12 protein-coding genes and 1 pseudogene are annotated in these 11,701 nt (G+C 67.5%); 10 read left to right on the top strand and 3 right to left on the bottom strand.

Features of this window, described 5'->3' with window-relative positions:
• Positions 1-44 precede the first annotated feature (44 nt).
• From F0U60_RS31280 to F0U60_RS31290, 3 genes are all read left to right on the top strand, one after another.
• Positions 45-854, top strand: coding sequence for an SDR family NAD(P)-dependent oxidoreductase (locus F0U60_RS31280; RefSeq protein ID WP_395805256.1), 810 nt, complete (start codon positions 45-47; stop codon positions 852-854).
• The gene (locus tag F0U60_RS31285) at positions 851-2,791 is read left to right on the top strand and encodes an SMP-30/gluconolactonase/LRE family protein (RefSeq protein WP_395805258.1); all 1,941 of its coding nucleotides are present in this window, start codon (positions 851-853) and stop codon (positions 2,789-2,791) included. The genes F0U60_RS31280 and F0U60_RS31285 overlap by 4 nt, the downstream gene beginning before the upstream one ends.
• Positions 2,792-2,855: 64 nt before the next feature.
• The gene (locus F0U60_RS31290; protein ID WP_395805260.1) at positions 2,856-3,137 is read left to right on the top strand and encodes a hypothetical protein; all 282 of its coding nucleotides are present in this window, start codon (positions 2,856-2,858) and stop codon (positions 3,135-3,137) included.
• Between the two features lie 86 nt (positions 3,138-3,223).
• Here F0U60_RS31290 and F0U60_RS31295 read toward each other — a convergent pair whose 3' ends face one another.
• On the bottom strand, positions 3,224-3,475 hold the full coding sequence (locus F0U60_RS31295) for a mersacidin/lichenicidin family type 2 lantibiotic (RefSeq protein ID WP_395805262.1): 252 nt from the start codon (positions 3,473-3,475) through the stop codon (positions 3,224-3,226).
• A gap of 102 nt (positions 3,476-3,577) precedes the next feature.
• On the opposite strand from F0U60_RS31295, the pseudogene F0U60_RS31300 reads away from it, so the two are divergent.
• A pseudogene (locus F0U60_RS31300) lies at positions 3,578-4,561 on the top strand (RCC1 domain-containing protein); the annotation flags it as partial.
• Positions 4,562-4,681: 120 nt separating this feature from the next.
• Here F0U60_RS31300 and F0U60_RS31305 read toward each other — a convergent pair.
• Entirely contained in the window at positions 4,682-5,941 is a 1,260-nt protein-coding gene (locus tag F0U60_RS31305; protein ID WP_395805264.1) for a cytochrome P450, read from the bottom strand.
• Between the two features lie 234 nt (positions 5,942-6,175).
• Positions 6,176-7,078 (bottom strand): LysR family transcriptional regulator, encoded by a 903-nt coding sequence (locus F0U60_RS31310; RefSeq protein WP_395805266.1) that lies wholly within the window; start codon positions 7,076-7,078, stop codon positions 6,176-6,178.
• Positions 7,079-7,231: 153 nt separating this feature from the next.
• Here F0U60_RS31310 and F0U60_RS31315 point away from each other — a divergent pair, with 153 nt between their 5' ends.
• The 6 genes from F0U60_RS31315 to F0U60_RS31340 all read left to right on the top strand — a co-directional run bounded on the left by F0U60_RS31315 (position 7,232) and on the right by F0U60_RS31340 (position 11,699).
• Complete coding sequence (locus F0U60_RS31315) at positions 7,232-7,729, top strand: DoxX family membrane protein (RefSeq protein WP_395805268.1); 498 nt, start codon at positions 7,232-7,234, stop codon at positions 7,727-7,729.
• A gap of 24 nt (positions 7,730-7,753) precedes the next feature.
• On the top strand, positions 7,754-8,788 hold the full coding sequence (locus F0U60_RS31320) for a polysaccharide deacetylase family protein (RefSeq protein WP_395805271.1): 1,035 nt from the start codon (positions 7,754-7,756) through the stop codon (positions 8,786-8,788).
• A gap of 29 nt (positions 8,789-8,817) precedes the next feature.
• The gene (locus tag F0U60_RS31325; RefSeq protein WP_395805273.1) at positions 8,818-9,345 is read left to right on the top strand and encodes a TlpA family protein disulfide reductase; all 528 of its coding nucleotides are present in this window, start codon (positions 8,818-8,820) and stop codon (positions 9,343-9,345) included.
• Positions 9,346-9,380: 35 nt separating this feature from the next.
• Positions 9,381-9,686 carry a hypothetical protein gene (locus tag F0U60_RS31330; RefSeq protein WP_395805275.1) on the top strand — a complete coding sequence of 102 codons (306 nt, stop codon included), beginning with the start codon at positions 9,381-9,383 and terminating at the stop codon, positions 9,684-9,686.
• Between the two features lie 165 nt (positions 9,687-9,851).
• Positions 9,852-10,127 carry a hypothetical protein gene (locus F0U60_RS31335; protein ID WP_395805277.1) on the top strand — a complete coding sequence of 92 codons (276 nt, stop codon included), beginning with the start codon at positions 9,852-9,854 and terminating at the stop codon, positions 10,125-10,127.
• Complete coding sequence (locus F0U60_RS31340; protein WP_395805279.1) at positions 10,128-11,699, top strand: efflux RND transporter periplasmic adaptor subunit; 1,572 nt, start codon at positions 10,128-10,130, stop codon at positions 11,697-11,699.
• The last annotated feature ends 2 nt before the right edge of the window (positions 11,700-11,701 follow it).

Genomic DNA, 11,701 nt, shown 5'->3' on the forward strand with positions numbered 1-11,701 from the left:
CCATCCGGGCCGCGCGTGCTTCCGAGCCCCCGCGGAGTGCAACCATGGCGGACACGAAGAAGGGTTCGAAGTCGTTCCACGAGAAGGTGGTCCTCGTCACGGGGGCCGGAAGCGGAATCGGGCAGGCCACGGCGGTGGCCTTCGCTCGCGAGGGAGCCACGGTGGTCCTCGCGGGCCGGCGGCGCGCGGAGCTGGACGCGGTGGCGGCGCAAGTCGAGGCGGCCGGAGGACGGGCGCTCGCCCTCCCCACGGACGTGGCGAAGGTGGACGAGGTGGAGCGGCTTGTCCGCACGACCCTCGAGCGATTCGACCGGCTGGATGCCGCCTTCAACAACGCGGGCGTGGAGGGCACCTTCGCCCCCATCCATGAACTGAAGGCCGAGGACTTCGACCACACCTTCGACATCAACGTGCGCGGTGTGTGGCTGTGCATGAAGTACGAGGTGGACGCCATGCTGCGCTCCGGGCGCGGCGGGGCCATCGTCAACAACTCCTCGTGGCTGGCACATGGCGCGCTGCCGGGCACCTCCCTCTACTCCGCCAGCAAGGCGGCGCTGGACGGAATGATTCGTGCGGTGGCGCTGGAGGGCATGGACCGCGGCGTGCGCGTGAACAACGTCAACCCCGGCATCATCGACACGCCCATGCTCCGCCGCCTCTCCACGGAGGAGACGCAGCGTCCCTTCATCACCCACACGCCCGCGCGCCGGCTCGGCAGCCCGGAGGAGGTGGCGGACGTGGTGCTCTGGCTGTGCTCCGAGGGTGCCCGCTTCGTCACGGGGCAGAACGTCCTGGTCGATGGCGGCTACGCCCTCGCCGGCCACCGCCCCTGGGCGGCCACGGAGGCGCGATGAGTGGCCTGCACGTCCTGGGAGCCCTCACCGCCGCGCTGCTCTCGGCCGCGTCCCCCGTTCCGGTGGGCGCAGCCCTGCCCGATGGCTTCTTTCCCGAGAGCATCGCCGCCGCGCCGGACGGCACGCTGTACGTCGGCAGCGCCACGCAGAGCCGCATCGTCCGGGTCCGCCCCGGCGCAACGAGGGCCGAGGACTTCATTCCCCCCGGCTCGAGCGGCCTCATGTCCGTGCAGGGCCTGCTGGTGGACGAGGGAGCCGGGCTGCTGTGGGCCTGCACGGGCAACCTCGGCGTGACGAAGACGCCCGTGAAGCCCACGGCGCTGCTGGCCTTCACGCTGGCCACCGGTGCACCTCGCGGCCGGTGGGAGCTGCCGGGCGGGGGCTACTGCAATGACCTCGCGCGGGACTCGGTGGGACGGCTGTATGTCACCGACACGTCGAATCCGCGCGTGCTGCGGTTCGACCCGAAGACGTCGCGCTTCGAGGAGTGGGCCCGGCACCCGCTGCTCGGCGGAGCGCCCGCAAACGCGAACGGGGTGAGCCTGTCACGGGATGGCCGCGCTCTCTACCTCGTCACCTTCGCTGACGGGCGGCTGCTGCGCATTCCCATTCAGGCGGATGGGAGCGCCGGCGTCCCGGAGGCCGTGTCCCTGCCCCGTGCGCTGGAGGGCGCGGATGCGTTGCGGACCGTGGGGGATGACCAGTTCCTCGTCTTCGAGAACGGCCTGCCCAAGGGTGGCGGCCGCATCACCCGCATCACGGTGGAGGGCGCGTCCGCCTCGCTGGAGACCGTGACGGAGTCCTCGGCGGAGCCCACGAGCGGCATCGTCGTGGATGGGCACATCCTCTCCACCGAGTCCCAGTTCGCGAAGCTGTTTGGCTCGCACAAGGGAGCGTCCCCCGCGCCATTCCGGCTCGCCACCGTCCCCCTCACCCCGGCACGGCCCCACCGCGAGCGGCTGCCGCTGCCCGAAGGCCTCACGTACCCCAATGGCATCACCCACGCGGAGGACGGGACGCTCTTCGTCGGCTCGGTGTCGAGCGGGCGCATCCTGCGCCGGACCCCGGGAGGCGAATGGACGGTGCTGTTCCCCGGCTCCGAGGAGGTCTTCGCCGTGACGAGTCTGAGGCTCGATGCGCCGCGCGGCCTGTTGTGGGGCACCTCGCCCGACGTCATGGGACTGCTGCGTCCGGATGGCACCCTGGGGAAGCGTGCGCCCCGGCTCTTCGCGGTGGATGCACGCACGGGAGAGGTTCGGCGCATCGTCCCCGTGCCGGAGGGAGGCATGGGCAACGACATCACCGTCGCTTCCGATGGCGGCCTGTACGTGACGGATAGCACGCGGGCCTCCGTCCTCTACCTGCGTCCCGGGGGTGAGAAGCTGGAGACGTACGTGTCCGATGCCCGCTTCGCGTCCAAGGCAGCGGGGATGTCTGGCGTTGGCCCCGCGGGCATCGCGCTGGCGCCGGATGGGCGGACGCTCGCCATCAATACGTATGGGCCCGGCCGGCTCTTCCTCGTGCGCCTGGCAACCGAGGGAGCGACCCCTACCGTGAGCGAAGTGGAGTTGCCGCGCCGTCTCGAGAATCCAGATGGAATGCGCTTCGCGCCGGATGGTCGGCTGCTCGTGCTGGAGGGTGCGGCGAACAGTGGCGATGGGCGCGTGGTGCGCATCGACGTGCTCGGAAAAGCCTCTGGCCCAAGGCCCATCGAAGTGCTGGCCTCTGGCATGGAGTCTCCCGTCAACCTCACGGTGGAAGCGAATGGCTGCGTCTGGGTGACCGAGGCTCGGCTGCGTGACAGGTTGCTGAAGGACGCGGCGGCGAAGGTGCCAGACGCGTTCTGGGTGACGAAGCTGGTGCTCGCGAGTGGGGGGTGTGAGCGACCTCATCGCCGAGGCATGAAGGACGTCACAGTGCCCCTTTCAAGCCCATGAGAAGGTTCCTCTCACCTGGGCGGGACCCGACGACAAACACCTCGCTCAGGTGATGAGGTCCATCATGCATCCCGAAGTTCGCCGCACGCGCTGTCATCCCGTTGTTTCCTTGCTGGCTGAAGGGCTTCGCTTTAGCTCCGTGGGGCCCATCAGCGGGATGAAGTGCACGCTCGTGAACGAGCCCTCGGATCCCAACACCTGGAACGACAACGATGTCTGTGTCCCGAGCACGAGCACGCTGAACCTCCAGTGGTCCTACCTCGGCCCTATCGCGGGAAAGACGTGCGTGCAGTGGAACGAGCCTTCCGACCCCCATGGCTGGCATGACAACTATCTCTGCTACTGAGTCCTGGTGGGGAGGCGTTCTGCGCCCGGCTCTCTAACGGCTCGATGGCGCATGAAACCCAGCGGCGCTGCGCCGAAAGAGTGCGTTCAGATGCAGCCCATGGAGAGGCAGTCCATGGCCGTATCACAGTTGAAACCGTCGGTGTAGCAGCGGGGGTGCATGGTCGGCTCCCGCGTCATTTGATGGTTTCCTCCAAAAATGTCCGCGAGCTCCGCCTCGCCGAGCTCGGCAAGGGATCTGCCAGACGGTGACTCCGGAAGCGCGGCACGCTGTTCCTCGGACAAATGCGCCCGGTACTCAGGATCCTTCCATGCGCGGACAATCATCTCCTTCTTCATGGTGCGTCCTCCAGGAGCTGTGGATTCGCTCTTGCTCGACGGGATGGAGAGCGCGTCCTGGCGATGTGACGCGACACGCGCCGAGAAGTCTCCCACCTCTTCATCCTTTCGGCAGGTAGCAGCCACTCCCTGAGCTCATCTTTCGCATTGCGCTCCGACGGCACAGTATGGGCCTGGGGTGAAAACACCTATGGCCAACTAGGAGACGGCACCTCAACCGATAGCGAGGTACCAGTGCAGGTGCAAGGGCTGAGTGGAGTGGCGAGTGTGGAGGCTGGAGGCAGCTCCTCGATCGCAGTGAACACAGACGGTACCGCGTGGGCCTGGGGCGAAAACGGCGCCGGGCAATTGGGGGATGGATCTACGATCGACCGCCATTTGCCGGTTCAAGTGGAGGGGCTCACGGGTGTCGTGGCAGTAACCGTCAGCTATAGTCACGCCTTCGCAGTATGCACGGACGGGACCGTCTGGGCTTGGGGCAGCAACTACTCCGGCGAGCGTGCTGATGGGTCCACGAACAACAGCTCCGTGCCAGTGCAGGTGCAAGGGGTGAGCAACGGATTAGCCGTGGCCGCTGGAGGATCTCACTCGTTGGTTGTCCGCTCAGACGGAACCGTGTGGGCTTGGGGTAGCAACGACCGGGGTCAATTAGGCAATGGCACGACCCTCAACAGCGTCGCACAGGTACAGGTGCAAGGGTTGAGTGATATCGTGGCGGTTGCCGCTGGCTACTTCCACTCGTTCGCGCTGCGCTCGGATGGCACCGTATGGGCCTGGGGGGTCAACCACTATTTGCTCGCAGATGGCACCACGTACAGCCGCGATGTTCCCGGACAAGTGCAAGGTCTAGAGGGTGTACTGTCTATCGCTCCCAACGCCACCACTCCCCTGTCGAGACGCAACGACGGAACGCTGTGGGCCTGGGGATACAATCGCGTTGGTCAACTCGGTGATGGCACGATGACTGACCGCCCTGCTCCAGTGCAAGTGCAAGGGCTGCTCGGGGTCACAGACATGGCTGCAGCTCAGTCTCACTCACTCGCGGTGCGCAACGATGGCAGCGTATGGGCCTGGGGAGCAAATAGGTACGGACAGCTGGGCTATGGACTCCCAGTCCGCTCCGCCAGTGTCGGCCAATGCGCTGGCCGGGTTCACCGGACAGCGCATTGCCAGGCGACCTCCACGACGGGAGGCGCCGGATCCTCATCACGCCGAGGGCGAGCGCAGGTCGACCTCGAGGGCTTCCATCCTACGGATGACGGGGTGCGGCCCGAACGAGGGCTGCTTCACGAGCCGCAGCTCCGGGAAGCGGCGCACCAGGGTCCCCACGGCGATCTGCACCTCGAGCCGCGCCAGGTTCGCCCCAATGCAGTAGTGCGCCCCGTGTCCGAACGCGATGCTCGCGTTCGTGTTGCGCCGGATATCGAAGACATCAGCCTTGTCGAACGTGCTCTCGTCGCGCAGCGCGCTGTTGAGCATGAGCAACAGCATCTGCCCCTTCTTGATGTGCACCCCACCCAGCTCCACGTCCTCCAGGGTGTAGCGGGCGATCCCCATCTTCCCGAAGTTGTCGAAGCGCAGGACCTCCTCGATCAGGTTCTTGAGCAGCTCGGGCTCGGTCTTCACCTGGGCGAGCACCTCGGGCCGCTGCAGCAGGTTGTACACGCAGAAGGCAATCAGGTGGACGGTGGTCTCGAAGCCCCCCACGATGAGCGCGGACACCAGCGAGAGCAGCTCCTGCTTGTTGAGCTTGTCCCCCTGCTCCTCCGTCTGGATGAGCGTCGTCAGGATGTCGTTCTCCAGCGGGTTGCGGCGCCGGTCATCGATCGTCTCCCCCACCAGGGTGAGCCCCTCACGGATGTGTCGGCGCAGGATCTCCTGCTCCTCGGGCGCGACCAGGCCGGGGAGGAAGTTCTTGACCACCGCGTTCGTGAAGTCCTGGAACAGCTCCTCGCGTCCCTTGGGGATCTTCAGCATGGAACCGATGACCCGCGCTGGGATGCGCTCCGCGAACTCATTGACCACGTCCAGCCGGCCCTTCGCCGCCACGTCGTCGAGGATCTCGTCGACGATGGCCTGGATCTCCGGACGCAGCCGCTCGATGGCGCGCGGGGTGAGCGCCGGACTGACGAGCTTACGCACGCGGGCATGGTCCTGAGCGTTGAGGGCAAACAGCCCGCTCTTGTTCAGCTCCTCCAGCTCGGGAATCAGCGCGGCGGAGCCCAGCACCGAGGCGAACTCCCAATCAGCCCGGTTGGGTGAGAAACGCTTGCTATCGCGGAGCACGGCGACGGCATCCTCGTATCGGCTGACAAGCCAGCCGCGCCCCTGCTCCCAGTAGGAGATCGGCGCCTCTGTCCGCAGCTTCTCGAGCGCAGGATAGGGATTCGCGTCAAACCCGGGCGCGTAGGGATTGAATTGCGCCATGGGCCGGGTCTCACTCGGATTCGTCGGGTTGGCGGACATCGGTGAACTCCTTCTCGAGAGGGGTAGGGGGTACTGCGCGGGGTCCGTCGTTGAAGGGTGTTGTCTGGGGTTGGGGATCATGGATCTCCCCCCCTGACATCTTTGATTGACTATTTTATCAACCAAAAGTGAGCGGGAAGGTAACAGGCCGGGGCTCGGTCGGCAACCGGAAAGACCCGATGAATCTGGAGTCCCTGCTTGGGCTGCTGCCCTCCAGACAATCGGCAGCCTGGGTCACGTCCGCGTCTCGGGCTGGCCCAGGATGCGTTGGAAGTAGCGGGCGAGGAAGTCCGCGAAAGCCCTCACCTTGGGAGGCGTGAGCTGGCGGTGCGGGTACACCAGGTAGATGTGGCGATGAGTCACCGGGTGCTCGGTGAGGAGTGACACCAAGGCCCCCGAGCGCAGCTCCTCCAGCACCAGGTAGCGCGGCAGATTGGCAATGCCCCGACCCAGCAGCGCCGCCTGCCGCAGGACGAGGTTGTTGTTGGCGACGAAGCGCCCCTGGACCTTCACGCTCCGAGGGCCCTCGGAGCCTTGGAGCTGCCACTCCCGCACCACCCGGCCGGGCTTGAAGAGGAGGCACTCGTGGTGGGCCAGGTCCTCTGGGGTCCGAGGCCTGCCGGCGCGCTGGAGGTAGAAGGGGCTCGCGCACAGGACGCGATCCTCGGCCGCGAGGCGCCGGACCACCAGGGCGCTGTCCTTCAACGTGCCGGCGATCCGCACCGCCGCGTCGAAGCCATCCTCCACGAGGTCCACCACCTGATCGCTCGCCTCGAGCTCCACCTGCACCTCCGGAAAGGACTCCTGGAACGCAGCCGCGGCAGCCCCGACGTGGACCTCGCCGAGCACCGTGGGCGCGGAGATGCGGAGGGTGCCCCTCGGGCGCTCAGCGAGCGCCGCCATGGCGAGCCGGGCGTCCTCCAGCTCCCCGAGCACCCGCTGGCAGTGTTGGTAGAAGATGCTTCCCGCCTCCGTGAGGCTCAGGTGGTGGGTCGTCCTCCGGAGCAGCCGAGTCCCAAGCCGCTCCTCCAGGTGGGCCACCTGCTTGCTCACAGCGGAAGGGGTCAACCCGAGCTGCCGTGCCGCCGCCGAGAAGCCTTGGTTGTCGACGGCTCGCACGAACACGATCAGGGGCATCAGCCCCTCGAGAAGCACCGGACCCTGCTTTTTCCATTCAGGCACAGCCGTCTTTCCTCGCGACCACGTTCTCAGCCGCCGCTGGGAAGAGCAAGTAGAGGCTGCGAGGACGAGACGCGGTTCCGCCCTCCCCCTCCCCACCGGAGAAACGCCATGAAGCTCTCGACATCCCCAGAAGACACCTCGCTCCCCGTCCCCGGCCTCACGAATGCGATGGCGGGTTATTTCCTGCTGCGGCTCTCCCTCGGCATCAACATCCTCGGGCATGGGCTGGTCCGTATCGGCAACCCCGGAGCTTTCGCCGATGCCCTCGTGCAGCTCTTCGCCCATACCTGGCTTCCCTCTCCGCTGGTGCGCCTGTTCGCACTGCTGCTGCCCTTCATCGAGCTCATCCTCGGCGTGCTGCTCACGCTCGGGCTGCTGACGCGCGCCGCCCTCTTCGCCGGCGGCCTTGTCATGGTGTCGCTCATCTTCGGCACCGCCCTGCGGAGCGACTGGGAGACGCTGGGGCTGCAGATGATCTACGCGGCCCTTTACTCCGCGCTCATGGCGACGGCTCACGTCAACCGACTCTCTCTCGATGCCTGGTGGGCCAGAACCCGAAGCCACTCGCGAGCCGTCTCCTCGACAAACGCCGTGTCGGTGCCCTGAAACACGCAAGCCCCCCTCTCCGTCATGACCCACCCTGAACCCCTGCCCCTCCCCTCCCCCTCCGCTCCCGAGCGCCGCGAGTTCCTGCGCCACGTGGGCCTGCTCGCTACCGGATCGCTCATCGCGGGCGCCCCTTCCACCGGTGCACTGGCTGCGAGTCCGGCGCCCACAGCCCCGCGAGAGCCGTCCCCCACGCGCGGCGGTCGCTCCTCCTCCAGGCCGTTCTGGCCGGACGGTGCGCGACTGGTGATCTCCCTCTCCATGCAGTTCGAAGCGGGCGCACAGCCCGAGCGGGGAGCGAGCAGCCCCTTCCCTCCCATCGATCCGAAGTACCCGGATCTACCCGCCGCCACGTGGTACGCGTACGGCATCAAGGAGGGCATCCCTCGGCTGCTCGCGCTCTTCGAGCGCAAGCGCATCAAGGTGACGTCTCACATGGTCGGTCAGGCCGTGGACCTTCATCCGCAGTTGGCGAAGGAGATCGTCGAGCGAGGCCACGAGGCCGCCGCCCACGGGCAGACCTGGACGCCCCAGTTCTCGATGACCCCCGAGGAGGAGCGAGCCTCGTATGAGGCCAACGTGCGAAGCATTGAGCGCGCCACGGGCACGAAGCCGGTAGGCTTCAATGCGTTCTGGATGCGAGGGACTCCCCACACGCTGGAGATCCTCCAGAGTCTTGGGTTCACCTACCACATCGACGACGTGAGCCGGGACGAGCCCTTCCTCATCCCCGTGAAGGGCAAACCGTTCGCGGTCGTGCCCTATACCCTGGGCATGAATGACATTGTCCAGTTCGAGGGGCGCAACGCCTCGGCCGAGTCCTTCGGGCGCGAGCTCAAGGACGAGTTCGACGTGCTCTATGCCGAGGCCGCTACGCGCCGGCGCATGATGTCCATCAGCACCCACGATCGGATCGCCGGTCGCCCTTCGCGCGTCAAGGTGCTGGAGGAGTTCATCACCTACGCCCAGAAACAGCCGGGCGTGGTGTTCATGCGCAAGGATGAGATCGCCCGCTTCGCGCTGGAGAGCCCGCTCACTCCCCGGGAGGGTGGCATCTGAGATAGAACAGTCGGGCCCTCGGGAAGGTCATGCTCCACCCGCTCCTCCGTGCTCTCACGCGCATCATCGGCCCGAGCGTGGCCGCCCTGCTGGTGCTACTGCCGGGCTGCCGGACCGAGCCGCCTCCAAGCTACATCCGGCTCGAGGGAGCCGCGCCCACGCTGACGGACGCGCCGACCTCGCAGGCCCTGCTCGTGGTCTTCTGGGCCTCCTGGTGCCCTCCCTGCCGGGAGGAGACGCCTGGACTGCTGGAACTGGCGGAGAAGCCACCCGAGGGGTTGCGCGTCATCGTCTTCAGTCATGACGCGCACCTGCAGGCCGTGGAAGCCTTCCTGGGAGGACCGCCCGCCCCCGAGCTCCACCTGCGCCTGGATGAGGGCCACGCGGTTGCCCGCTCGTTTGGCGTGGACACGCTCCCAGCGAGCATCCTGGTGGTGGACGGGCGATTGGTCGCCCGCTTCTCCGGCCCTCGGGACTGGAACTCCCAGGCCATGCGCCGCCTTCTGGAGAAGTTGAGCCGGGAGCATCCCTCCCGTGCGCCTGCTCCTGCGCATTGACTCTCCGCTGGGTCCCCAGTAAGCCCTGACAACCGATGCAGCTCCTCCTGCGCATCCTTGCCATCCTGCTCGTGCTGATGACTGGGGGCGTCTTCCAGACGCTCGCCTTCGCCAGCGATGGGGCCGTGGCGTGCGAGGACGAAGAGGAGACGGGAGAGCAGTGCGCGGATTGCGCACTCGACTGTGCGATGTGCCTGTGCTGCCCGCTCCGGGCAGCCCCGAGCCTGCCGATGGTGGATGTGCCGGCCCCGGCTCTCCTACATGAGCCGGTGCTGTCGATCATTCACGAGTCGGCTCCCTCCGGCGTGAGCGCGGACATCTTCCAACCGCCGAGAGCCTGAGACCGCCCTTCTCGGGAGACGTGTGTCCAGAGCCCCGTCGTGGGTGCTGCTGACGCGCGCGAGTCCTCGCTTCATCCCGTGTCCCCTCACCTCCCCGCGCATGCCGCGCGGGGCCTGCACCGCCGTCGGTGGCCTCTCGGGGCCTTCGCGGCTGGAGTCCCATCCATGCGTTCGCTGCGTTCCCTGCCCGTGGTGCTGTCCCTCCTGCTTGTCCCCGCCCTCCCCGCCCTGGCCGAGGAGGCCCCGCCGAAACAGGCCCCCAAAGCCGAGGCTGAAAAGCCCAAGTGCGATCACGGCGTGCAGAAGACCCTCTGCACCCGCTGCAACCCCAAGCTGGCGGCCGTCTACAAGGCCAAGGGGGACTGGTGTGCCGAGCACGAGCGGCCCGAGTCCCAGTGCGCCATCTGCCACCCGGAGCTCGCCAAGAAGGGAGTGAAGTAGATGCTGCCCGCCCGCGTCGGCCCGATGGCCATGGCGGCCTTCCTCGCGTTGGGAATGCTCGCCTGCTCGAAGGACGGCAGGCCCTCCGAGACGGAGAAGTCCCCCTCGAAGTCGGCCGATGCGGGCGCCCCCTCCGCGCCAGTCGCTGAAGCCGCCCAGGCGGTGAAGCTGTGCGAGCACGGCGTGCCCGCGGAGCTGTGCACGAAGTGCGACCCCGATCTCATCGACGTCTTCAAGGCACAGGACGACTGGTGCGAGGAGCACGGGTTGCCCGAGTCCCAGTGCCGCCAATGCAACCCGGGCCTCACCTTCACCGCGCAGGCCTCCACCCCGAAGGACTGGTGCAAGGAGCATGCGGTCCCCGAATCCAAGTGCACCCAGTGCAACCCGAAGCTGGTGGCCAGGTTCATCGAGGCCGGCGACTACTGCCGCGAGCACGGCTTCCCAGAGTCGGTCTGTCCGTACTGCCACCCGGAGCGGGTGAAGGCGGCGGGCGCGGAGCCTCCCGTCTTCCCCCCGCCCAACACGCGTGTGCGGCTGGCCTCGGCGGAGACGGCCCGTGAGGCTGGCATCCAGACGCAGCGCGTGGAGAAGAAGCGCTTTGCCCGCACCCTGGACGTGGTGGGACAACTCGACTTCAACCAGAACCGGCTCGCACAACTCTCCGCACGCAGCGATGCCCTCGTGAGCGACGTTCGCGTGGACGTGGGCGACGAGGTGAAGACGGGCCAGCCCCTCGTGGCCGTCACCTCCGCCGCCGTGGGAGCGGACCAGGGACGGCTCTCCGCGGCCCAGGCTCGGCTGGAGGCCGCACGCGCTGCACTTGCCCGAGAGCAGGCGCTCGCTCAGCGCGGCATCAGCCCTCGCAAGAACCTGGAACAGGCACAGGCCGAGGTGGCAGCGGCCGAAGGCGAGCGGGATGCGGCCCGTGCCTCGCTGGTGGCCGCGGGAGCGTCTACCGGAACCCAGCAGGGCTCCTATCTGTTGAAGGCCCCTTTCAGCGGCACGGTGGTGGCTCGAGATGCTGTCCCCGGCCGCCATGTGGCCGCTGGACAGGTGCTCATCCAGCTTGCGGACCTGTCCACCCTCTGGGCGCAGCTCGAGATCCCCGAAGCGGACGCCGGCATGGTGCGCGCGGGCCAGCGAGTCACGCTCACCTTCGACGGGGTACCCGGTGAAGCCCGGGAGGCAACCCTGACGCGCGTGGGAGCCTCCGTGGATCCGGCCACCCGCACGGTGCGAGCCCGCGTGGAGCTGCCCAACCCCGACCACTCCCTCAAGGCGGGCCTCTTCCTGCGGGCCAAGGTGCAGGTGGCCGCTGAGCATGAAGCGCTCCTGGTTCCCCGCGAGGCCATCCAGCGCGCCGAGGGGCACACGCTCGTCTTCGTGAAGAAGGAAGCCGGCCTCTACGAGCCCGTCGCGGTGGAGCTGGGCGCGGGCACTCGGGAGGAGGTGGAGGTGGTGAAGGGACTGGCTCCTGGCGCGGAAGTCGTCACCACGGGAGCCTTCCTGCTCAAGACGGAGATCCTCAAGGAGTCCATCGGCGCGGGCTGCTGCGAGGAAGGCGAGTAACC

Origin of the sequence: Archangium minus (genome assembly GCF_044360475.1) — a bacterium.
In the GTDB taxonomy this organism is placed as follows: Bacteria; Myxococcota; Myxococcia; order Myxococcales; family Myxococcaceae; genus Archangium; species Archangium minus.